The organism is Rarobacter faecitabidus, from assembly GCF_006716265.1.
GTDB lineage: Bacteria > Actinomycetota > Actinomycetes > Actinomycetales > Cellulomonadaceae > Rarobacter > Rarobacter faecitabidus.
This window is the reverse complement of the sequence record NZ_VFOS01000001.1, coordinates 752528-776165: the sequence shown is the minus strand read 5'-3', so window position 1 is coordinate 776165 and position 23638 is coordinate 752528. Positions and strand designations below refer to the sequence as shown.

At 65.9% G+C, this 23638-nt stretch carries 21 protein-coding genes; 9 read left to right on the top strand and 12 right to left on the bottom strand.

Going from position 1 to position 23638, the window contains the following annotated elements:
• Window positions 1–4: 4 nt before the first annotated feature.
• Window positions 5–607: a pyridoxal 5'-phosphate synthase glutaminase subunit PdxT gene (gene pdxT / locus FB461_RS03470; RefSeq protein ID WP_142118998.1), complete on the bottom strand. Its 603-nt coding sequence runs from the start codon at window positions 605–607 to the stop codon at window positions 5–7.
• A 38-nt stretch (window positions 608–645) separates the two neighbouring features.
• Between pdxT and FB461_RS03465 the strand changes: the two genes are divergently transcribed.
• Window positions 646–1782: a methyltransferase domain-containing protein gene (locus FB461_RS03465; RefSeq protein WP_142118996.1), complete on the top strand. Its 1137-nt coding sequence runs from the start codon at window positions 646–648 to the stop codon at window positions 1780–1782.
• Between the two features lie 163 nt (window positions 1783–1945).
• On the opposite strand, the gene FB461_RS03460 is transcribed toward FB461_RS03465, so the two are convergent.
• Entirely contained in the window at window positions 1946–2359 is a 414-nt protein-coding gene (locus FB461_RS03460) for a DUF3052 domain-containing protein (RefSeq protein ID WP_142118994.1), read from the bottom strand.
• A 422-nt stretch (window positions 2360–2781) separates the two neighbouring features.
• On the opposite strand from FB461_RS03460, the gene aceE reads away from it, so the two are divergent.
• The 8 genes from aceE (at window position 2782) to FB461_RS03420 (ending at window position 13284) form a co-directional block, all read left to right on the top strand.
• Window positions 2782–5526 (top strand): pyruvate dehydrogenase (acetyl-transferring), homodimeric type, encoded by a 2745-nt coding sequence (gene aceE / locus FB461_RS03455; RefSeq protein ID WP_142118992.1) that lies wholly within the window; start codon window positions 2782–2784, stop codon window positions 5524–5526.
• A gap of 214 nt (window positions 5527–5740) precedes the next feature.
• Window positions 5741–6955: a PucR family transcriptional regulator gene (locus FB461_RS03450; RefSeq protein ID WP_142118990.1), complete on the top strand. Its 1215-nt coding sequence runs from the start codon at window positions 5741–5743 to the stop codon at window positions 6953–6955.
• Between the two features lie 55 nt (window positions 6956–7010).
• Entirely contained in the window at window positions 7011–7943 is a 933-nt protein-coding gene (locus FB461_RS03445; protein WP_142118988.1) for an ACP S-malonyltransferase, read from the top strand.
• A gap of 16 nt (window positions 7944–7959) precedes the next feature.
• Complete coding sequence (locus FB461_RS03440) at window positions 7960–8955, top strand: beta-ketoacyl-ACP synthase III (protein WP_425466877.1); 996 nt, start codon at window positions 7960–7962, stop codon at window positions 8953–8955.
• Window positions 8956–9003: 48 nt separating this feature from the next.
• Window positions 9004–9252 (top strand): acyl carrier protein, encoded by a 249-nt coding sequence (locus FB461_RS03435; RefSeq protein WP_142118984.1) that lies wholly within the window; start codon window positions 9004–9006, stop codon window positions 9250–9252.
• A 155-nt stretch (window positions 9253–9407) separates the two neighbouring features.
• Window positions 9408–10649 carry a beta-ketoacyl-[acyl-carrier-protein] synthase family protein gene (locus tag FB461_RS03430; protein WP_142118982.1) on the top strand — a complete coding sequence of 414 codons (1242 nt, stop codon included), beginning with the start codon at window positions 9408–9410 and terminating at the stop codon, window positions 10647–10649.
• A 64-nt stretch (window positions 10650–10713) separates the two neighbouring features.
• Window positions 10714–11535: a purine-nucleoside phosphorylase gene (locus tag FB461_RS03425; RefSeq protein ID WP_142118980.1), complete on the top strand. Its 822-nt coding sequence runs from the start codon at window positions 10714–10716 to the stop codon at window positions 11533–11535.
• Between the two features lie 3 nt (window positions 11536–11538).
• Window positions 11539–13284, top strand: a complete 1746-nt coding sequence (locus tag FB461_RS03420) for a phospho-sugar mutase (protein ID WP_142118978.1) — start codon at window positions 11539–11541, stop codon at window positions 13282–13284.
• A 28-nt stretch (window positions 13285–13312) separates the two neighbouring features.
• Here FB461_RS03420 and deoC read toward each other — a convergent pair whose 3' ends face one another.
• The 10 genes from deoC to def form a co-directional block, all read right to left on the bottom strand.
• Window positions 13313–14020 (bottom strand): deoxyribose-phosphate aldolase, encoded by a 708-nt coding sequence (deoC, locus tag FB461_RS03415; RefSeq protein ID WP_142118976.1) that lies wholly within the window; start codon window positions 14018–14020, stop codon window positions 13313–13315.
• A complete protein-coding gene (locus tag FB461_RS03410) occupies window positions 14017–15105 on the bottom strand; it encodes an adenosine deaminase (RefSeq protein ID WP_142118974.1) in 1089 nt (362 codons plus the stop codon). Before FB461_RS03410 ends, deoC begins: the two co-directional genes overlap by 4 nt.
• Window positions 15106–15134: 29 nt before the next feature.
• Window positions 15135–16469 (bottom strand): thymidine phosphorylase, encoded by a 1335-nt coding sequence (locus FB461_RS03405; RefSeq protein WP_142120715.1) that lies wholly within the window; start codon window positions 16467–16469, stop codon window positions 15135–15137.
• Window positions 16469–16912 carry a cytidine deaminase gene (locus FB461_RS03400; RefSeq protein WP_142118972.1) on the bottom strand — a complete coding sequence of 148 codons (444 nt, stop codon included), beginning with the start codon at window positions 16910–16912 and terminating at the stop codon, window positions 16469–16471. The genes FB461_RS03405 and FB461_RS03400 overlap by 1 nt, the downstream gene beginning before the upstream one ends.
• A 3-nt stretch (window positions 16913–16915) precedes the next feature.
• On the bottom strand, window positions 16916–18190 hold the full coding sequence (locus FB461_RS03395; RefSeq protein WP_246045991.1) for an ABC transporter permease: 1275 nt from the start codon (window positions 18188–18190) through the stop codon (window positions 16916–16918).
• A complete protein-coding gene (locus FB461_RS03390) occupies window positions 18187–19452 on the bottom strand; it encodes an ABC transporter permease (protein WP_142118970.1) in 1266 nt (421 codons plus the stop codon). Before FB461_RS03390 ends, FB461_RS03395 begins: the two co-directional genes overlap by 4 nt.
• Window positions 19449–20963: an ABC transporter ATP-binding protein gene (locus tag FB461_RS03385; RefSeq protein WP_142118968.1), complete on the bottom strand. Its 1515-nt coding sequence runs from the start codon at window positions 20961–20963 to the stop codon at window positions 19449–19451. Before FB461_RS03385 ends, FB461_RS03390 begins: the two co-directional genes overlap by 4 nt.
• Window positions 20964–21038: 75 nt before the next feature.
• Window positions 21039–22127, bottom strand: coding sequence for a BMP family lipoprotein (locus FB461_RS03380; RefSeq protein ID WP_142120711.1), 1089 nt, complete (start codon window positions 22125–22127; stop codon window positions 21039–21041).
• Between the two features lie 277 nt (window positions 22128–22404).
• Window positions 22405–22902: a DUF3145 domain-containing protein gene (locus FB461_RS03375; protein WP_142118966.1), complete on the bottom strand. Its 498-nt coding sequence runs from the start codon at window positions 22900–22902 to the stop codon at window positions 22405–22407.
• Between the two features lie 188 nt (window positions 22903–23090).
• Window positions 23091–23588, bottom strand: a complete 498-nt coding sequence (gene def, locus FB461_RS03370; RefSeq protein WP_142118964.1) for a peptide deformylase — start codon at window positions 23586–23588, stop codon at window positions 23091–23093.
• Window positions 23589–23638 lie beyond the last annotated feature (50 nt).

Genomic DNA, 23638 nt, shown 5'->3' with positions numbered 1-23638 from the left:
GCGCTTATTGCTCCTTGGTGGCGATACGGATGAAAAGTTCGTGGATGCGGTGGTCCCCAGTGACCTCCGGGTGAAAGGACGTCGCCAGGAGATTACCGCTACGCACCGCCACGATTCTATCGGGCGATTGTTCCGCGCTCGTCGTGGCGAGCACCTCCACGCCGGATCCCACCCGCTCAACGGCTGGAGCGCGGATGAACACCGCCCGCAGCGGTGGTCCGGCAACGCCCGCGATGGTCAGGTCCTCCTCGAACGAATCGACCTGGCGGCCGAACGCGTTGCGCCGCACGGTCATGTCGATCCCGCCGAAGGTCTGCTGGTCGGCCGTGCCGTCGGCAACCTCGTCCGCGAGCAGGATCATGCCGGCGCACGACCCGTAGACGGGCATGCCGCCCGCGATCGCGCTGACGATGGGATCACGAAGGTCGAATGCTCGGGCGAGTTTGTCGATCGTGGTCGATTCGCCGCCCGGCAGCACGAGCGCGTCACACTGTGACAGCTGGGCGGCGGATTTGACGGCCCTTGTCCTCACCCCGCACGCGTCGAGAGTCGCCAGGTGTTCGCGGAAGTCGCCCTGCAGTGCCAAGACGCCGATAGTGAGAGCCACCCGCACTATTCTACGGGGAGATTCGTACACTGAGCGGTGTGGAATGCGACTATCACCGCCGGGGCGAATGTGCCTCGTGCACCCTGATCGATGTCGCGTATCCCGACCAGATCGCGCGCAAGCGGCGCCGCGTTGCCGCTGCGCTCGGAGTGGACGAGGCCTCCGTCGCTGTCACGACAGGTCCAGATGCGCGGTTCCGCAACAAGGCGAAGATGGTGGCGGGCGGCACGATGGACTCGCCGACCTTGGGTATTCTGGACGAATCCTGGCATGGGACCGACCTCACGCGCTGCCCGCTCTACCCCGAGGCGATACACGTCGCCCTGCGTACACTGTCCAGATTCGTGTCGCTGGCGCGGCTGGCGCCGTACGATGTCGCCGAGCGGCGAGGCGAGTTGAAGCACATCCTGGTGACGGTCTCCCCCGACGATGAGCTCATGGTCCGGTTCGTGATGCGCTCGACCGAGGCACACACGCGGATCGTCAAGCACCTGCCAACGCTTCTCACGGAACTGCCCAACGTGCGCGTAGCCACGCTCAACGTGCTGCCGGATCACCGCGCGGCATTGGAGGGTGAGCGCGAAGTCGTGCTCACCTCGGAGTCGAAACTACCCATGCGACTGCGCGGCGCAACCCTCTATCTTCAGCCCAGGAGCTTCTTCCAGACCAATACCGGCGTGTGCGAGGACCTGTACGAGCGGGCGAGGGGCATCGTTGCCGAGATCGCACCTCGCTCTGTGTGGGACCTGTACTGCGGAGTGGGCGGCTTCGCCCTCCACCTGGCTGGCGAGGACCGGGACGTGACCGGAGTCGAACTCAGTCCAGAGGCGATCGAGTGCGCGAGGCTCTCGGCCGCCGAACTGGGAGACGTCGCGGGCACGGGATTGACCTTCCTGAGCGGTGATGCCACCGCGTTCGCGATCGAGAACGGCGGCGCCGGCCGCTGGCCGGATCTCGCCGTGGTGAATCCTCCGCGCCGCGGGCTCGGCGGCGACCTGAGCCGGACGCTCGAGGCCTCGTCCATACCGGCCGTGCTGTACTCCAGTTGCAATCCGACTTCGCTGGCACATGACCTGGCGGCCATGCCGGGCTTCCGCGTCGAATCCGCCGAGCTGTTCGATATGTTCCCGCACACCGAGCACGCCGAGGTACTGACGCTGCTACGACGCCGCTAGGTCGCCGGAGTCGTCAATGGGCAACGACGCCCGCGCCGGAAGATGCCGACTTGCCCCGGGGTCTTTCGCGGTCTACGCGGAAGATGCCGACTTCCCAGGAGGTCTACGCGCGGCCGCCAAAAGCGGAGCTGTGCCCCCGGCGGCGTGCGAGACGTAGCCTCGGCTAGTGAGTGGCGCCGCGGGAAACGAGCTTCGCCGCGCTCCATTCGGGGGCGATGGCGAGCGTCTTGGTGGCATGTAGCCCGGCCGTCGTGGCCGCCTCCACGATGTCGCCCTGCGCTACGTGCCCGGCGCGGCCCGTCTTGGGGGTCAGCAACCACACCAGCCCGCCGCTCTTCAGCACGGTCTGGACGTCGACCAGCAGGTCGGTGAGATCCTCGTCCTCATCGCGGAACCAGGCGATGACGGCATCGGTGACGGCTCCGTAATCCTCGTCGACGAGTTCGGATCCGATGAGCGCTTCGATGGCGAGGCGAAGGTCGTCATCGACGTCCTCGTCCCAGCCGAACTCCTGAACAATCTGACCGGGCTCAAGTCCCAGGGGTGCAATGTCTATCGAGTCGGTACTCGGTGCCACGACTGCGTCGTTCCTTCCGATGTGAATCGGGCTAAGCCCGGTTGTGACCAATGTCTCCTACAACGCTAATACGCACTGCGCCACTGGCATGTTATCGCTTTCGAACGGCTGTGTGACAAGTATCCGCTTGTTGGACCGCCGCGATGCGCGCGGCGCGCCGAGGCCAATGTCGCCCATTTCACGTCGCCACGGCGCCCCCGCATGTGACTTTTGGGGCAAGATCGCGTGACAATGGTCCATGAGCCGTCTCGCTCACCGTACGCCACCCGAGGGTGGCCATCGGCCTGTCGCCCGAGGATCAGTCGACGAAGACGCTGTTACGCGTCGTGCGCGAGACGCCGTTTTGAGTACCGCTGGCCCTGGCCGCACTACCGCACGTTGTCCGCGCCCGCGCGGACCGAGAGAAACATCGAGGTTGACACGTGGTTTCGTACGAGGAGACTGGACCGCTCATCAATGGACTGCTGAGCCAGGTACCTGATTTCGACCCTTCCGAGACCGGCGAGTGGCTCGAGTCGCTCGACGGGCTGATCGCTGACAAGGGCGGTCCTCGCGCCCGCTACATCCTGCTGAGCCTGCTCCGCCGGGCGCGTGAGCGCAACGTCGCCATTCCGACCTCGGTGAACACGCCGTACGTCAACACGATCGGCGTCCACGACGAGCCTTACTTCCCCGGCGACGAGGCGGTGGAGCGCCGCTACCGCGGCTGGATCCGCTGGAATGCCGCCGTCATGGTGACCCGCGCCCAGCGTCCAGGGGTGGGCGTGGGCGGTCACATCTCGTCCTACGCGTCGGTTGCGACGCTCTACGAGGTGGGACTCAACCACTTCTTCCGCGGCAAGGACCACGCGGGCGGCGGCGACCAGGTGTACTTCCAGGGCCATTCGGCGCCCGGCCAGTACGCCCGAGGTCTGCTCGAAGGCCGTCTCAGCGAGCATCAGCTCGACGGCTTCCGCCAGGAGCTGTCTCACCCCGGCGGCGGCCTGCCGAGCTACCCGCACCCGCGCCTGATGCCGGACTTCTGGGAGTTCCCCACCGTGTCGATGGGCCTCGGCCCGGCCTCGGCCATCTACCAGGCCTGGACGAACAAGTACCTGCACAACCGCGGCATCAAGGACACCTCGCAGAGCCGGGTCTGGGCCTTCCTCGGCGACGGCGAGATGGACGAACCCGAATCGCGCGGCGCGCTCCAGCACGCCGCGCAGCAGGGCCTCGATAACCTGACCTTCGTCGTGAACTGCAACCTGCAGCGCCTCGACGGCCCGGTCCGCGGCAACGGAAAGATCATCCAGGAACTCGAGGCTCAGTTCCGCGGCGCGGGCTGGAACGTCATCAAGGTCGTGTGGGGCCGGGAGTGGGATGTCCTGCTCAACGCCGACAAGGACCGCGCGCTCGTGAACCTCATGAACGTCACGCCGGACGGCGACTACCAGACCTACCGAGCCGAGAACGGCGCCTTCATCCGAGAGCACTTCTTCGGACGGGACCCGCGCACCAAGCAGCTCGTCGCGAATATGACCGATGACGAGATCTGGGCGCTGAAGCGCGGTGGCCACGACTATCGGAAGATCTACGCCGCCTACAAGGCCGCGAGCGAGCACACGGGACAGCCGACGGTCATCCTCGCGAAGACCATCAAGGGATATTCGCTCGGCCCCAGCTTCGCGGGCCGTAACGCGACCCACCAGATGAAGAAGCTGAAGACCGACGATCTGAAGCTACTGCGCGATTCGCTGCACATTCCGCTGACGGATGAGCAGATCGGCGATGATCCCTACAACGCCCCCTACTTCAACCCGGGCCCGGGGACGCCGGAGATCGAGTACATGCTCGATCGACGGCGCGAGCTCGGCGGGTTCGTGCCCGAGCGCCGGAGTCGCTACACCCAGATCAGCCTGCCGGACGAGAAGCGCTACGAGATCCTCGCGAAGGGATCGGGCCAGCAGGAAGTCGCGACAACCATGGGGCTGGTGCGGCTGTTCAAGGATCTGATCAAGGACAAGGAGATCGGCAACCGTATCGTGCCGATCATTCCGGACGAGGCGCGCACGTTCGGGCTCGATTCGATCTTCCCCAGCGCCAAGATCTTCAACACGCTGGGCCAGAACTACATGCCGGTCGACCGCGAGCTCATGCTGAGCTACAAGGAGTCCGAATCCGGGCAGATCATGCACACCGGCATCAACGAGGCCGGTTCCGCCGCCGTCTTCCAGGCCGTGGCGACCTCCTACGCCACGCATGGCGAACCGCTCATCCCGTTCTACATCTTCTACTCGATGTTCGGATTCCAGCGCACGGCGGACCAGTTCTGGGCCGCCGGCGATCAAATGGCGCGCGGCTTCCTGATCGGCGCTACCGCCGGCCGTACGACGCTGACGGGCGAGGGCCTGCAGCACGCCGACGGACACTCGCCGCTGATCGCAGGAACGAACAGCGCCGTCGTACAGTACGATCCGGCGTATTCGTACGAGATCCGACACATCGTCCGCGATGGTATTCAGCGCATGTACGGCGAGAACGATCCGCGCGACCCGAACGTCGTGTACTACCTCACCGTCTACAACGAGCCGATGATCCAGCCAGTCGAGCCGGAGAACGTCGATGTCGAGGGCATCCTCAAGGGGATCCATAAGGTCCACTCGGCGCAGGGCGAGGGACCGCGCGCCCAACTTCTCTCGTCCGGTGTCGGAGTGCCGTGGGCACTGGAGGCGGCCGAACTGCTACGCAACGACTGGGGCGTGCAGGCAGACGTATGGTCGGTGACGAGCTGGAACGAGCTACGCCGCGATGGCCTCGCGGCCGACGCGGCGGCATTCGAGAACCCGGATGGCCCGCAGCGCGAAGCGTACCTGACGGCGAAACTGCGTGATGCGCAGGGACCGTTCGTGGCTACCTCCGACTTCGATCACCTGGTCCCGGACCAGATTCGTAGCTGGATTCCCGGTGACTACTCCGTGCTCGGTGCCGATGGCTTCGGCTTCTCCGACACCCGTCCGGCGGCGCGCAGGCACTTCAAGATCGACGGCCCCTCCGTGGTCGTCAAGGTTCTCCAGGAACTCGCCCGCCGAGGCGAGATCAGCCCGGACGCGCAACGCCAGGCAATCGAGAGGTACGAACTGCACAACGTACTCGCCGGCAACTCAGGTAACTCCGGCGGCGACGCGTAGGCGGGGACGCAGGCGTAATCCACTCAGGATTGGCATGGGGGCGTGGCCGGACGGCCACGCCCCCATGCCACTGGTCCGCTTGCATCATCTGCACAAACAAGCGTTGGTGCGACCGGCTATCCTTCACCGGATACGCGGGGAAGCCGCTTACTACACGGCGGTCACCACACCGAAGATTTGTACAAAATCCACAAACGCACCGTATGCTCCACGTATGCGAAGCGAACGCGAGCAGGTGGCGACTGCCGCCGGCACTCCCGCGAACCTCCAGCGAGTGCGGGACGCCATCGGCGTTCTTACCAGCAGTACTCTGCGGAAACTGGAATCGGACGTTCCGTGGTACCGGACGCTGTCGACCGAGGATCGGTCCTTCGTGGGGGTCGTAGCCCAATCTGGCATCAGCGCATTCATCACCTGGTACGAGGACCCCACTCGACCTCCCAGCGGCGTCGGCGAAATGTTCGCCTCGGCGCCGCCGGAACTCACCCGGTCCATCTCACTGCAGCACACGGTGCACATCGTCCGCTCGATCGTCGAGGTCGTCGAGGCCCAGGCGGAACAGATCGCCGAGCCCGGAACCGAGCGGGATCTGCGCGAGGCCGTGCTCCGCTTCTCACGCGAGGTTGCCTTCTCCGCCGCAGAGGTCTACGCCCGCACCGCGGAGGCCCGCGGTGCCTGGGACGCGCGACTCGAGGCGCTTATCGTCGACGCGATCGTTCGCGGCGACACGAACGAGTCGGTTCAGTCGCGAGCCGCGGCGCTGGGTTGGAGCGGTCAAGGCGAGGTGATCGTAGTCGTCGCGTCCATCGACGACAGCCTCGACGAGCATCGCACGGCCGACCTGCGACGGATCGCCCGGCGCAGCGCACGCGACGCACTCGTCTCGATTCAGGGATCCCGTGCGGTCATCGTGCTGGGCGGAGAGGGCGACTTGGCGGGAGCCGTGCACGCCCTCCTCGCCAGGCTCGCTCCCGGTCCCGTCGTCATCGGCCCGACCGCGAGCGGCCTCGCGGACTCGTCCCGATCCGCAGTCGCCGCGATCCGGGGCATGGAGGCGGTGGCCGCGTGGTCGCACGCACCACGACCCGTCTTCGCGGACGACCTCCTTCCCGAACGCGTGCTCATCGGCGACGACACGGCCACATCCACCCTCATCGAGAACGTGTACCGACCCCTCCAATCGGCGGGCGGGACCGTGCTCGAAACGCTTCGCGCCTACCTGGGGACGGGCAGATCGCTGGAGGCTGCGGCGCGGGACCTGTACGTCCACCCGAACACCGTCCGGTACCGCCTCAAGAAGGTCTCGGAGGTGTCGGGCTGGGATCCGCTGGAGGCGCGCGAGTCATTTGTGCTGCAGATCGCACTCGCAGTGGGATCGCTGGCTGCCGCTCGCCAGGCGATTGTAGGAAAGCGACAAACTGGGCGATGACTGTTGTGCGCGTCGTAACCGGGGAAAACCCCCACCGATCATGCAAGGTAGATAAGTGCTAGCTCTCCTATGCCCTGGACAGGGCTCCCAGACCCCAGGCATGCTCTCGCCGTGGCTCGAGATTCCCGGAATCGAGCAACTCGTCGCGGAACTGAGCGACGCATCGAAAATCGATCTGCGGCTGCACGGCACCGAATCGGATGCCGACACGATTCGCGATACGGCGGTCGCCCAGCCGCTTATCGTCGCGTCGTCGCTGATCGCGCTGGCCGCACTCGATGTCGACACGAAATCCATAGGCGTGACCGGCGGCCATTCGGTCGGAGAATTCGCCGCGGCAGCAGTGGCGGGGGTCTTCTCGGGGCCATCCGCTGTTTCCCTCGTGGCCCTGCGATCCCAGGCGATGGCTCGCGCCGCCGCGGCCGAACCATCGGGCATGAGCGCCGTCGTGGGCGGCGATGAGGACGAGGTTCTTGCCGTGATCAACGACCTCGGCTTGACGCCCGCAAACATGAATGGCGGTGGCCAGATCGTGGCGGCCGGCGGGCTGCCGGAACTCGCTGCTCTGGCCGAGCGAGCACCCGCACGCAGCCGCGTGATTCCCCTTGCGGTCGCCGGGGCGTTCCACTCGCGCTTCATGGCAGGTGCCCGGGACGAATTCCGCGCCGCGAGCGCGACCTGGACCGCGCAGTCCCCGACCATTCCCCTCCTCTCGAACGCAGACGGGGCCGTGCTCGATGCGGCCACATCGGGCAGTGAAGTGCTTGCCCGTCTCGTCAATCAGGTCGCCTCCCCAGTACGCTGGGACCTGTGCCAGGAAACAATCCAGCAGCGCGGCGTCACGGCACTCGTGGAACTCTTACCCGGCGGAGTGCTGACGGGTCTTGCCCGGCGCTCGCTCAAGGGCGTTCCTGCCGTGGCGCTGAAGTCGCCGGAGGATCTGACCGCAGCCCGCGCGCTCATCAGCGATCACGCAACCAACGAATGACGGAGATCTGACTCAAGTGACCACCATCAAGCAGGCCGCGACGACCGCGCACTCGCGAGTACTCGGGATCGGCGGAGTCCGCGGCGAGAACGTGGTTCCGAACGCGGACATCATCGAACCGATCGATTCGTCGGACGAGTGGATTCAGCAGCGCACGGGCATCATCACCCGCCGCCGCGCGGACTCCTCCGTGAGCGTCATCGATCTCTCCGAGCAGGCCGCGCGCCTCGCCCTCGAACACGCAGGAATCGATGCGGGCCAACTCGACACCGTGATCGTGTCGACGGTCACGTACTTCCGGCAGACGCCCGCCGCCGCGACGCAGATCGCGGACCGAATCGGAGCAACGCCCGCAGCGGCTTACGACATCTCCGCGGCGTGCGCGGGCTACACCTATGGCATCGCCCAGGCGGATGCGCTCATCCGCTCTGGCGCCGCCAAGTACGTGCTGGTGATCGGCGCCGAAAAGATGTCCGACTTCATCGACCCGACGGATCGTTCGATCTCCTTCCTGCTCGGCGACGGCGCGGGCGCGGCCGTGGTGGGTCCGTCCGACTTCCCTGGTATCGGCCCCACCGTCTGGGGCGCCGACGGTGGACGAGCGGACCTCATCTACCAAACCGAGGACTGGCACCGCGCCATCGAGTCGGGAAGTTGGCCGACGCTCCGCCAGGAGGGCCCGGCCGTGTTCAAGTGGGCCAGTTTCCAGATGTCCAAGGTGGCCCAGGAGGCGATCGACGCCGCAGGGATCCAGTCGGCGGATCTGCAGGCGTTCATCCCCCACCAGGCGAACATGCGGATCATCGACCAGATGGCGAAGCAACTCAATCTTCCGGATGGCATCGCCATCGGACGGGATATCGCGGACACGGGTAACACCTCGGCCGCGTCGATCCCATTGGCCACCGAACGCCTCTACCGGGAGGGTCAGGTTCGCTCCGGCGACCTCGCCCTGCAGATCGGGTTCGGGGCCGGCCTCGCGTATGGCGCGCAAGTAATCGTTCTTCCGTAATTGCCATCGCATCATCCAACCCAACAACACCTGCCCTAAGGAGTCACCATGGCACTTTCCGAGTCTGAAGTTCTGGCCGGCCTGACCGAGATCATCGTTGAAGAGACCGGCATCGACGCTGCCGATGTCGCTTCGGAGAAGTCCTTCACGGACGACCTCGACATCGACTCACTGTCGATGATGACGATCGTTGCTCAGGCCGAGGACAAGTTCAGCGTCACCATCCCCGACGACGAGGTCAAGAACCTCACCACGGTTGGCGATGCCGTTTCGTTCATCACGAACGCGCAGGACTGACGCATCCTTCCGGGTGCGGGGCGAACGGGACCTCGTCCGCCCCGCACCCGATCACGATCGACACCGCGCGCGCCTAGCGCGACTCCCCTCGCCGTCGGCGGCAATGGGACCACCGGCACACAGCGCGAGCACCAGGTAGCCATCAGGAGACAGCAATGACCCGTCCGAACGTAGTAGTCACCGGTCTTGGTGCGACGACCCCTCTCGGAGGCGACGTTCCATCGACCTGGGAGGCGGCGCTCGCAGGAACTGCCGGTGCGCGGACCATGGACAACGACTGGGCCGAGAAGTACGGAATTCCCGTCGACTTCGCAGCCACCATCAAGGTCCAGCCCTCCGAGGTACTACCGGTGCCGGAGATCAAGCGCATGGACCCTTCTGCTCAGTACGCGATGATCGCGGCGCGCGAGGCGTGGGCCGACGCGGGCTCTCCCGAACTCGACCCCACGCGCATCGGCACCGTCGTTTCGAGCGGCATCGGTGGCATCTGGACCACGCTGAACGGCTGGGACACACTGCGTGAACGGGGGGCGCGCCGGGTCCTGCCCATGACCGTCCCGATGCTCATGCCCAACTCCGCCACGGCCTACGTGGAACTCGAGTTCAAGGCGCAAGCTGGCGCGCACGCGCTGGTTTCCGCCTGCGCGTCTGGCGCCGAGGCCATCGGCTACGGCATCGACATGATCCGCACCGGCCGGGCCGACATCGTCATCGCCGGCGGGACCGAGGCCACTATCCACCCGCTGCCCATTGCGGCGTTCGCGGCCTCGCGCACCCTGTCACTACGCAACGATGACCCCGCCGGCGCATCGCGCCCCTACGACATCGACCGCGACGGCTTCGTTATCGGCGAGGGGGCGGGAATCGTGATCCTCGAATCGGAGGAGCACGCTCGCGCTCGCGGCGCGCGCATCTACGCCCGCCTCTCCGGCGTCGGTCTGTCCTCCGACGGCTACCACATCACGTCGCCAGAGCCGAACGGGCGGGGCCAGATTACGGCCATGGAGTCGGCCCTCAAGGACGCCGGCGTTGCGGCATCCGACGTACATCACGTCAACGCCCACGCCACGTCGACGAAGGTCGGTGACCTGATCGAGGCCCGCTCTATTCGCACGCTGCTGGGCGACGTCGCGGATCAGGTGACGCTCTCTGCCACTAAGTCGATGACCGGACACCTGCTGGGCGGAGCCGGCGCCATCGAGACGATCTTCACGGTCCTCGCACTCGAAAACCGCCTGGCACCCCCGACAATCAACGTCGCGAATCCCGACCCCGAGCTGACGCTCGACCTGGTGCGCGACACTCCCCGCGAGTTGCCTGCGGGCGATCTCGCCGCGATCAACAACTCGTTCGGATTCGGCGGCCACAACGTCGCCCTCGTCGCCACGACGGTGTGATCGGGTAGGGAACCGCGCTTCGCTTCACCGATCCACGGGACAGCTTCACTAGTAGGCTCGTCCTATGACTGACGTGCTGCCGACCGATCCGTTTGTACTGGCGCGTGTCGCCGCAGAGCGGTTGGCCGTGGCCACGGGCGTCGACGGCCACGAGATCGCCGTGGTACTCGGCTCCGGCTGGGGCGGCGCCGCGGAGTTGCTGGGCGAAACCGTCGCGACCGTCGATGCGTCCGAGATTCCCGGGTTCGCTGCTTCGGGCGTTCCAGGACACAGCGGTACGCTCCGCTCGATCCGGCTTGCTGGATCGGCCGCGCACGCGCTCGTCCTGGGAGCGCGAACCCACCTGTACGAGGGACGCGGAACGGATGCCGTCGCCCACGGGGTGCGTACCGCAGCGGCGGCCGGGGCTCGCGCGCTCGTGCTGACGAATGGCTGCGGCGGGCTGAACCCGGACTGGGCGCCCGGCACGCCGGTGCTCATCAGCGACCATCTCAATCTCACCGGAGCGACGCCGCTGCGCGGACCCAACTTCGTGGACCTCACCGAGGTCTACAGCAAGCGCCTGCGGAATCTGGCCCGCGCGGTCGATCCGAGTCTCCCCGAAGGCGTCTACGCCCAGTTCCACGGCCCGCAGTACGAGACCCCGGCGGAGGTGCGAATGGCGGGAACACTTGGCGCCGACCTCGTCGGGATGTCAACCGCGCTGGAGGCGATCGCTGCTCGGCAGGCCGGAATCGAAGTGCTCGGCATCTCGCTCGTCACGAACCTGGCGGCAGGAATCAGCGCCACCCCCCTGTCTCACGATGAGGTGATGGCCGCCGGGCGCGAGGCCGGGCCACGAATCAGCGAACTGTTGACGCGCATCGTTCACCGGATCGCGAGTTGATCGATGGCGGGCACAACGGACGAGCTGCCCCTGTTCGCAGCAGTGGAAGATTGGATCGAGCAGGACGTCGACCCGCAGGACGTAGCAGAACTCGTCCAACTCCTCACCGACGCGCGAGGCGGCACGTTGGATGCCCAGGCGGCGATTGACGAACTCGCCGACAGATTCGCCGGGCCACTGGAGTTCGGCACCGCCGGGCTGCGTGGCGCGATGGCCGCCGGACCCGCGCGCATGAATCGGGCGGTCGTCATCCGGGCGGCTGCGGGACTCGCGGCATATCTCAACGATGCTCTGCAAGCCTCGGAAGAGCACCCGGCCGCGACGCGCCCCTTCGTCGTCGTGGGATTCGACGCCAGGCACCGGTCGTCGGCCTTTGCGCACGACACGGCGGCAGTCCTGACGGCCGCCGGGATTCGCGTCGCCCTGTACGACGGCCCGCGACCCACGCCCACGCTGGCGTTCGCCGTCCGCGCGCTGGATGCCGATGCTGGCGTGATGGTCACGGCAAGCCACAATCCGGCTGCCGACAATGGCTACAAGGTCTACCTCGGCGGGCGAATCGTGACCGACGCGGGACAAGGGGCGCAGATCGTCCCGCCCTACGACACGGCGATCGCCGCTCGGATCGCGCAGGCACCGCCGGCGAGGGCGGTGCCCCGCGCTCTGGATGGCTGGGACTACTTAGGCGACGAAGTCGTCGCACGCTACGAGCACGCCATCCCGCGCGGGACCGCAGCCGGAGCCCTGCGAATCGTCGCGACGCCGATGCACGGGGTCGGCGGGCCGCTACTCATCGACGCCCTGCGCATAGCGGGTTTCGACGACGTGACGTTGGTGCCGGAGCAGGCAGCGCCCGATCCCGATTTCCCGACCGTCGCGTTCCCCAATCCGGAAGAGCCCGGCGCCCTGGACCTCGCGTTCGAACTCGCCGCGCACACCCGGGCGGATCTCGTCATCGCGGTCGATCCCGATGCCGATCGGTGCGCCGTGGGAATCAGGGACCCGTATCGGGGAGGTAGCTGGCGGGCGCTGCACGGCGACGAACTCGGTGCGCTGCTCGGCGAGGACGCCGCCGAGCACGCCGCCCGACTGCGTATCGCGCCGGGCACGCAGTTCCTCGCGAATTCGATCGTGTCCTCGCGGCTACTCGGCCGGATCGCAGAGCATCACGGACTCGAATATCGGGCGACACTCACAGGATTCAAGTGGATCTCGCGCGTGGACGACCTGGTGTTCGGCTACGAGGAGGCCATCGGCTACTGCGTCGATCCCGGGCACGTCCGGGACAAGGACGGGATAAGCGCCGCCGTGCGGGCCGCAACCATCGTCTCGCGGCTGAGGCGCGAGGGACGAGGCGTCATGGACACCCTGGATGATCTAGCCAGGCGTCATGGGTTGCATCTGACCAGTCAGGTAAACCGGCGCTACGCCGATGTGGCGAGCCTCGTAGCGGCTACTAGTCGCGTGCTGGCGGCTCCGCCGGCTGAACTCGGCGGTTCGCCCGTCGTGCTCGTCGATGATCTCGGAGCGGGCGTGGACGGGCTGCCGCCCACCCCGGGTGTGCGCCTGCTCGCGGCGGACGGTACCCGCGTGGTGATTCGACCGAGCGGCACCGAACCGAAGGTGAAGGCGTATCTGGAAGTGATCGAGCCGTTGGACCGCGGCGCCACTTCCGAGGAGATCGCCGAGGCCCGGCGGCGAGCCGCCGAGCGCCTGCGCGACCTGGGCGCGGTTGTTCTGCCGGCCTGACATCGACTGACACCGCCTCGGCCGACTATCAATACCCGCCGTCGCCGCCCTCACCGCCCGGGGTTCCCCCTGCGAGGATCGCCCGGGTCGCGGAGACGCCCAGTCGGGTGGCGCCGGCATCGATCATCGCTACGGCGTCATGCCAGGTCCGGATTCCCCCGGATGCTTTGATGCCGAGTTGATCTCCTACCGTCTTCGCCATGAGTTCCACGGCGTGAAGGCTCGCCCCGCCCGCCGGGTGGAATCCCGTCGAAGTCTTCACGAAGTTCGCACCGGAATCCCGCGTCGCTTCGCAGGCTTTGACGATCTCATCGTCCGACAGCGCAGCGGATTCGATGATGACCTTCAGGATGACCACGGCCCCGCGCTGAGCGGCAGCCTCGTCGATGTCACGGCGAACTCGTCCGATCTCGCCCGCCACGAGTACCCAATCCCCCGATTTGGCGGCACCGAGGTTGATCACCATGTCCACCTCGTCCGCACCCTGGCGAACCGCAAGCGCAGCCTCCGCGCCCTTGATCTCGGCGCGCACAGCGCCGGACGGAAACCCGCAGACGGTAGCCACCTTGAGCCGCGGTGGAACCTCGATCGGAAGTTGCGACGGCGAAATACACACCGAGTACGTCCCCAATTCGACAGCTTCAGCGACGAGCGCGGCGACGTCCCGAGGGGTGGATTCGGGCTTGAGCAGCGTGTGATCGATATAGCGGGCGAGTTGGCTCGGGGTCAGCGTCATGAGGTGTGCCTCCGGTTGTCGGCGATGTGTGGGCGGAATGCGGCGAGGATGGTCTCGGTGAGTTGCCGTCGTGCGTCGTGCGGGATGAACGCGTTTCGCGCGGCCGTAAGGGTGGCGCCAAGCAGGTCGTCCGGGGTCCACCCCGCCTCGCGGACGAGCAGTTCCATCTCGCGCGTCATGGACGTGGCTGACATAAGCCGGTTGTCGGTGTTGATGGTCACGGCGAAGTCGTGATCCCGGAGCAACGAGATGGGGTGCGCCGAGATCGACGGCGCGGCTCCCGTCTGCACGTTGGATGACGGGCACACTTCGAGCGGGATTCGCCAATCGCGGATCCACGCGGCGGTCCTGCCGTAGGTGGACACACCGTCGCCGACTGAGATGTCGTCTCGGATTCGCACCCCGTGGCCGATCCGCAACGCATGACCGCGGTGTATCGCCGAGGCGACGGAGGTGACGCCGTCAGCCTCGCCGGCGTGGATGGTGACAGGGAGCGACTCGTCCGCGAGATACTGCCAGACCTCGGGGAAACGGTCGGCCGGATACCCAGCTTCGGCGCCTGCGATGTCGAACCCGGCGACGCCGGCGTCGCGGTTCGCGACGGCGAGTTCAGCAATCTCCTGCCACCTGTCGGCGTGGCGCATTGCGGTGATGATCTGGTTGACGAGGATGGTATGCCCGCGTCGTGCCGCAGCAGCGACGCCGTGCTCGATGCCCTCCTGAACTGCGGCAACCGTGGCGTCGAGGCTGAGGCCCCGCCGCTGGTGTTGCTCGGGTGCCCACCGGAGTTCGGCGTAGATGACACCGTCGGCGGATAAGTCCTCGACCGCCTCTCGGGCCACCCGAGACAGCGCCGCGGGAGCCTGCATGACGGCTATGGTGTGCTCGAACGTCTCGAGGTAGCGAACGAGGGAACCCGAGTTCGCGGCCTCCTCGAACCACGCGGCGAGGCCGGCGGGCTCGCCGGCTGGAAGCTCATGTCCGATCTCATGGGCCAGTTCGATGATGGTGGACGGTCGCAGCCCGCCGTCGAGGTGATCGTGGAGGAGCACCTTCGGAAGCGATCCGATGTCTAGCACGGGCATCTCTCCAGGGTAGTCGCGTTGCCGCGCGGCTACGCGCGCACGGTTTCGAGGACGATCTCGCGCGGCGCGATTCCTGCGTGAGTCGCCGGGGCACCCGAGAGACGGCGCGCGTCTTCGTCGGCGCCGATCACGATGGCTTCGCGCGCGACGTCGAGCGCACGCGCGAATCGTTCCGGGGTGTCGGTGTGCAGCGTGAGGAGCGGGTCTCCCTTCCGCACCGTGGTTCCGATCGGTGCGTGGATCTCGATTCCGGCGGCGGCCTGCACGTCGTCCTCCTTGCGGGCGCGGCCCGCTCCGAGGCGCCAGGCGGCGACGCCCACACCCAACGCGTCCAGTCTGGTGACCGTCCCCGCGCATTCGGCGCGGATCACCTCATGTTCGCGCGCCGTGGGAAGCGGCGCATCGGGGTCGCCCCCTTGCGCCCGGATCATGGCCTTCCACGCGTCCATTGCTCGTCCGTCGCTGAGCGCAGTGTGCAGTTCTTCGGTGCCGACGTCCAGCCCTGCCCCCGCGAGCATCTCCTGGGCCAACGCGACTGTCAGGTCCACGACATCCCGCGGCCCGCCACCGCGCAACACCTCGACTGACTCGCGCACCTCCAGCGCGTTGCCGACCGTCAGCCCCAGGGGCGTGGACATGTCCGTGAGCAGAGCCACGGTACGGACGCCCGCGTCCGTGCCGAGGTCCACCATCGTCCGGGCCAGTTCCCGGGCGTCGTGGAGGTTCTTCATGAATGCGCCCGATCCGACTTTGACATCGAGGACGAGCGCTCCGGTACCTTCGGCGATCTTCTTACTCATGATGGAACTCGCGATGAGCGGGATGGATTCGACCGTCGCGGTGACGTCGCGCAGGGCGTACAGCTTGCGATCTGCTGGCGCGAGACCGGATCCGGCCTGGCAGATGACGGCTCCCGCAGCGGCAAGTTGGGCCAGCATCTCGTCGTTCGTGAGGGTGGCGCGCCAACCAGGAATCGATTCGAGTTTGTCGAGCGTGCCGCCGGTGTGTCCCAGGCCTCGTCCCGACAACTGCGGGACCGCCACCCCGAACGAGGCCACGAGCGGGGCGAGGGGGAGGGTGATCTTGTCGCCGACGCCGCCCGTCGAATGCTTGTCGGTCGTGGGCCGGTCGAGCCGGGAGAAGTCCAAGCGCTCCCCCGTCGCGATCATGGCCGCCGTCCACCGTGCGATCTCACGGCGGTCCATGCCGCGCAGGAGGATGGCCATGGCGAGCGCGGACATCTGCTCCTCGGCCACGGCACCCCGCGTGTAAGCGTCGATCACCCAGTCGATCTGGCCGTCATCGAGTCGGCCTCCATCTCGTTTGACGCGAATGATGTCCACAGCGTCATGCGACTCCGCCATCATCTCTCCTTCAAATCATCGGGGCCGAACGCGTCGGGCAGGACATCGGTCATGGGGCGGACGCCGCTCACGGTTTCGAGGACGAGCCCGGCCCCGCCGTGCTCCCATAGCAGTTGCCGGCAGCGCCCGCAGGGCATGAGCACGCTACCGTTCCGGTCGACGCAGGTGAACGCGACCAGGCGGCCGCCCCCCGTCATGACGAGATCCGACACCAGCGAGCATTCGGCACAGAGCGTCACCCCGTACGAGGCGTTCTCGATATTGCAGCCCGATACCACTCGACCATCCTCGACCACGGCCGCCGCACCGACGGGGAACCGCGAGTACGGGACGTAGGCCCGGCGCATCGCCGCTCGCGCAATCTCGCGCAACTCGGCCCAGTGCGCGTCTGACCAGGATGCTGGGTCGGTATCGAAGGTCGGTACGTGAGCGCTAGGACTCATCGATCACCCTTTGACGTACGGTTTGCCGGATGCGGCCGGACCGCTTACGTGTCCGACGAATCCCGCGACGGCGAACACTGTGACGACGTAGGGCAGCATGAGCAGGAATTCGCTCGGGACTCCCGAACTGATCGCCCCGAGGACGAACTGGAGGCTCATGGCGAAGCCGAAAAGCAGCGATGCCAGTGTCGCTCGGATGGGATTCCACCGGCCGAAGATCACTGCCGCCAGCGCGATGAAGCCCAGCCCCGCAGTCATGTCCTTGCCGAAATGGGAAACGGAATCGAGGGTGAAGTAGGCGCCACCCGCACCGGCCACCACGCCCGCGAGCGCGACGTTCCAGAATCGAGTGCGATTGACGTTGATTCCTACGGTGTCCGCCGCCTGCGGGTGCTCCCCCACCGCGCGCAGCCGAAGCCCCCACCTCGTGTGGAACAGTCCGAACCACACTCCGAAGACGGCGAGGTACATGACGTAGACGATCACCGTCTGGTTGAACAGCACGGGCCCGATGACGGGGATATCGGCGAGCACGGGTATCTTCCAGCGGCCGAACCGGGTCGCCGTGTTGAGCGTCTCGGTGTTCTTGACGAGCACCGCCGTGTAGAGGAAGCTCGTGAGCCCGGAGACGAGCACGTTGATCACGACCCCGACGATGACCTGCTCCACCCAGTACTTGATTGAGAACGTAGCGAGAACGAATCCGACGAGCATGCCGCCGACTCCTGCGGCGAAGAGACCCGCCCACGGGCTGCCGGTGACCGATGAGACGACTGCCGCGAGGAACGCCCCAGCGAGCAGCTGCCCCTCGATGGCCACGTTGACGACGCCCGCCCGCTCGGACAGGATCCCGCCCAGCGACCCGAAGATCAGCGGCGTGCTCAGGGCGACGGAGGAAACGAGCAACTGGGTGATGTTCAGCGTGTTGCCCGCCCCCGCCCACGCGAGGAAGGACAGCGTGAATAGGAACGCAACCAGCGAAGTGACCCAGACGGGCGTCTTCCTTGCCTCCCGTGCCAGCAACGCCGCGTAGATCGTGGCACCCGCGAGCAGTATCGAGACGAGACTTCCCACAATGACGGGCGTGACCGTGATCAGGGGAATCTTGATGGCCGCATTCTCCGGGGAGAGTTGGAAGACGACACGCTCGTCCCGTGCGAAGCCAACGAAGAGCATGACGGACAGCGCCGTGAAGATGGCAAAGGCGATAGGCGTCTTGAGTGACCTGATCGGCGCCTTCTCGAGTGATTCGGAGAGCGTTACTGCTTCGATTGTCACGATGCGGCTCCTTGCGTCACGCTGAGCTTCTCTTTCCGCTTGGCGCGCTGGCGCCCGGGAAGGAAGAACATCGCTCGCACCAGTGGCGGGGCCGCGATGAAGAGAACGATGACGGACTGAACGATGGTGACGATCTCCGCCGGGATGCCCTCCGCAGCCTGCATACCGAAGCCGCCCGCCTTGAACGCGCCGAAGAGGATTCCTGCCGCGAAGATGCCCCAAGGCGAACTGCGGCCGAGTAGTGCGACGGTGATCGCGTCGAAACCGATCCCGGCATCCACGCCGGAGGTCAAACCTCCCGATTGAGTACTGAGAACCTGGTTGGCCCCGGCCAGGCCGACCAGTGCGCCGGCGATCAGCATCGTCACGACGTACATTCTGCGGACGTTGATTCCGGCCGTTCGCGCGGCGTCGGGGTTGAACCCGACTGCACGGAACTCGAATCCGAGCGCAGAACGGTTGATCAGCCACCAGATGAGGACCGTGGCTCCGATCACCAGCACGAATCCCCAGTGCAGCGAGAACTGGGAGCCGAGTAACGGCGGGAGTACCGCGGTCTCCTTCATCGGAGGCGACTTGGGGTTCACGCTACCCGGCGCCTGGAGCAGACCAGGCGTGCGCAACATCCACGACACGAGGTAGTAGGCGATGTAGTTGAGCATGATAGTCAGGATGACCTCGTGCGCGCCCGTGCGAGCCTTCAGGAAGCCAGCGACACCGCCCCACAACGCGCCACCGGCGATGCCTGCCGCGATGGCAATGATCAGGTGGATTCCGACGGGCAGATCGAAGGTGAAGCCAACCCACGCCGCGCAGGCGGCTCCGACGATCATCTGTCCGCGACCGCCGATGTTGAACAGGCCGGCGCGGAACGCCAGCCCGACGCCGAGGCCGGCCGCGATCAGCGGAGTTGCATAGGTGAGCGTGTCGGTGAACGGGCGGATCGCGGCGCTGAACGTGTCACGCTTGGAGTTGTAGAAGGCGGATTGGAACAACGCAAGGTAGCCGTTGACCACGGCGTCCCACACCGCCTTGAGGAAGTCCTGCGGGCGGGCGAACAGATAGCCGGCCGTTCGCTGGACTTCCGGGTTGATCGCGGCGATCAGAATCGCGCCGATCAGGAGCGCCGCGACAACAGCCAGCACGGAGACCAGTGCCGAGCCGCGGACGATGTCCTGCCAGGCGACCTTGAACCGTGATTCCGGCTTGTCAGCTTCCGGGGCGACCGGGATCGCCTCGTCCTTGCCCTTTTCCTCGCTCATGCCGCACCCCTATGCGCTGGATCGCCTGCCATCATCAGGCCGAGTACATCGCGAGGGGTATCGGCCGGAACGACGCCCACGATCTCGCCGCGATACATCACCGCGATACGGTCGGCGAGCGCCACCACCTCATCGAGTTCCGTCGAGACCACGATCACGGGTATTCCGGCATCCCTGGTCGCCACGATCCGTTTATGCACGAACTCGATCGAGCCCACGTCGATGCCTCGCGTCGGCTGGGCCGCCAGCAACATGCGGAGCTCTCGGCTAAGTTCCCGCGCGACGACGACCTTCTGCTGATTACCGCCCGAGAGGCTGCGCGCGGGTGCATCCACGGATTGGCTGCGGATGTCGAACTCCTCCCGCTTGTCCCTGGCGAACTTCGCCAGGAATCCCCGCTGGATGCTGCCACCTCGGATGAAGGGCGGTCCGACGGCCCGATCGAGCATCAGGTTCTCCGCAATACTGAAGTCGCCGACGAGTCCGTCCTTGCTACGGTCCTCCGGGATGTATCCCACGCCAAGTGCCAGGACTTCGCGGACGTTCCTGCCTATCAGTTCCTCACCGTCGAGCAACGCGGAACCGGTGACGTGCGCCTGCAAGCCGATGAGTGCCTCTGCGAGCTCAGTCTGGCCATTGCCCTGGACTCCGGCGATCGCGAGGATCTCCCCGCGCTGCACGGTTAGATCGACGTCGGAGACCACCTTGAGGCCGTTGTCCGAAACCACCGTCAGCCCCGTCACAACCAAGGCCGCGTCGCTCGGTTGCGCAGGCTGCTTGTCGACTCTCAGGGAGACGGAACGGCCGACCATGAGCGCGGCGAGTTCGGCGTTCGTGGCGCTCGGTTCCGCTTCACCCACTACCTTGCCTAGTCGGATCACCGAAATCGTATCGGCGATCTCCCGCACTTCTCGCAGCTTATGGGTAATGAAGATGATCGACGTGCCGGAATCCCGCAACTGGCTCATGATCGCCATGAGTTCATCCGTCTCCTGGGGCGTGAGGACCGCGGTGGGCTCGTCGAACACGAGAACCGAGGCGTCGTGCGCCAGCGCCTTGATGATTTCCACTCGCTGCTGGACGCCCACGGGCAACTCGCCGACGATCGCATCCGGATCGAGATCGAACCCGAACCTTGCGGAGATCTCCTTGACGCGGGCTCGGGCTGCCTCCAGGTCGAGTACGCCACCCACCTTCGTCGGCTCGTGCCCGAGCATGAGATTCTCGGCCACGGTAAAGACGGGGATGAGCATGAAGTGCTGATGCACCATTCCGATTCCCGCGCGCATCGCATCCCCGGGACCGGCGAAATGCTGAACCCGCCCGTCGAGCAGGATCTCGCCCTCGTCCGCCTGGTAGAGCCCATAGAGCACATTCATCAACGTTGACTTACCGGCGCCGTTTTCGCCGAGCAGGCAACGGATCTCGCCGGGTTCCACCACGAGGTCGATGTGATCGTTCGCTACGAGTGAGCCGAACCTCTTGGTGATACCACGTAGCTCCAGCTTCATCGTGACAATCCTCCAGATCAGGGGCACGTTCGCCTGGGGGCGGCGCCGTTGCCGCCCCCAGACGCTATGGAGTTGTTACTTCGGCGAGGAAGGCGAAACCACCTCGATCGATCCGTCGATGATACCCGCTTTGATCGCCTCCAACTCGGACTGAAGGCCGGGATCGACCTTGTCCTCGAAGTCGTGGAACGGCGCGATGCCGACCCCATCGTTCTCCAGCGTGCCGACGTAGGGAGTGGCGTCGAACTGACCCTGTCCCGCCTGTGTGACGACGTCGTTCACACCGGACTTCATCTGCTTGAGAATCGAGGTGAGGAACAACTCGGTTCCCGAATCAGCCGTCTCGAACAGGTCTGCATCGACGCCGATCATCGCGATGTCCTTACCGGAGTCCTTGATCGCCTCGATTGCCGAGATGAAGATCGGGCCGCCGACCGGCAGCAGCACGTCGGCGTTCTGCGTGATGAGGGTGTTGGCGAGCTGCTTTGCCGTGTCGTTGGCCTCAAAACCTCCGGTGAAGGATCCCGTCTGCTTGTCGACGTCCCAGCCGACGACCTTGACGTCCGCGCTCTTCTTCTCGTTGTAGTACGCGACGCCGTCGGCGAATCCATCCATGAAGATCGTGACCGTCGGGAACTGCATTCCGCCGAAGGTGCCGACCACCCCGGTCTGGGAGTACGAGGCCGCCGCGTAGCCGGCGAGGAATGCTGCCTGCGCCGTGTCGTAGATGATGGGCTTGACGTTCGGCAGCTCGATGCTCGAGTCATCGAGCATGACGAAGTCAACATCGGTGTTGGCTTCGGCAGCTGCCTTCGTGGCATCCGCCAGCGCGAAACCGACCGTGGTAACCAGCGAACAACCCTGATCGATCAGGCTGGAGATGTTACCTGCGTACTGATCTTCAGTATCGGACTGGGCCTGCTTGAAGTCGACGCCGAGCGTGGCCGCGGCTTCCTGCAGCCCTTCGAAACTGGACTGGTTGAAGGACTTGTCGTCGAACCCACCGGCGTCCGAGACGATGCAGGGGAGGAAGCCGTCGACGGTGGCGGTATCGGGGGCATCGGTGGTCTCGCTCGCGCCAGGCGATGCCGAAGTGGTGGAGGTCTCGGGTGCCTGACCGCAAGCTGCTAGCAGCAGCGTGGCCGCCGCAGCCGTGGCCAGCATGGAAAGTGATTTCTTCACGTCAACTCCTGTCGTTTGGTGCGCGCCATACCGCGTCCGCCGCACGACACGGGGATTCGCCGAGCACGCACGAATTACTCCCCACGGTAGACGCTCAAAGCGGCGCTCACATCCGAAGTCGGGCTCCGTTATCAAGATGACGCCGCGAGTTTCGACGGGGTTTACACAAGCGGAACACGGCCCGCGAGCCGAGGACCTGCGTCGACGCTGCCGGTGCGGTTGGCATCGCCGTGCAGGTGAGGGCCGCGTTGTGCAACATCTAGCCGACGCGGTGCAGCCATCGCACCGGCGCGCCAGCGCTCGCGTGGCGGAACGGCTCTAGTTCGTCGTCCCACGCCTGCCCGATCGCGAGATCGAGTTCGGCGCGCAGTCGGCGCGGATCGGCATTTGCGAGAGCGGCCCTGATCCGGTCCTCCGGGATCATGGCGTTCCCCGCCGCGTCGGTCGGCGTGTGAAAGATGCCGAGTTCGGGGGTGTGGCTCCAACGCCCGCCGTCGCATCCCAGCGAGGCTTCCTCGGTGATCTCGTAGCGCAGGTGCGCCCAGCCGCGCATTGCCGACGCGAGCTTCGCGCCGCTGCCCTGGGTGCCGTGCCACGAGAGTTCGGCGCGCATCGAGCCAGGTTCGGCCGGTTGATCGGTCCACTCGAGTTTCACGCCGTAGCCCAGCACATTGCTGGCGGCCCACTCCAGGTGTGGGCAGAGCGCGCGGGGTGCAGAGTGCACGAAAATAACACCGCGGGTCAAGACACCTGTCATGAGAGCCTCCCTTGTCGTTTGAGGTGCGTCTTCCCCAACGTCCTCAATCAAGGGCCGGAAACGAATCCGGTGCTCAGCACGAATCTACGCGGCTAGCCAGACCAGCATAACCCAGCACTCCGCTGTCCGGCTGAAATCGGCTTCGCCGGTCTGAGTGTCGCGCCAAGATCAGCCAAGCTGACGATGCATCAATCCTGGTAGAGCTGCTCGCGAATGGTGCGCATCGCCTTCTTGCGCGTCGCGCGTTCGAGGCGGTCCAGGTAGAGCATGCCATCCAAGTGGTCGCATTCGTGCTGCAGGCAGCGGGCCATGAGTTCGGTGCCCTCGATGACGACCTTATTGCCGTCTAGATCGACACCCTCGACCTTGGCGTACCAGGCGCGACGGGTCGGGAACCACAGACCAGGGACGGACAGGCATCCCTCGTCACCTTCTTGGTACTCGTCCTCGGATAGGTCGACGATGCGCGGATTGAGCACATAGCCGATCTCGTCCTCGATGTTCCACGAGAAGGCACGAAGTGACACGCCGATCTGGTTGGCCGCGAGTCCCGCGCGGCCATCGTCGTCGACCGTATCGAGCAGGTCCTGCACGAGCGACCGAACCGTATCGTCAATTTCGGTGATCTCGGCGCAGGGAGTGCGCAGCACGGGGTCAGGGATTACACGGATTTCACGGACTGCCATAGCGAGTATTCTCCCAGATGTTTGCCGATGCCAGTAGCATTCGGGCGCCG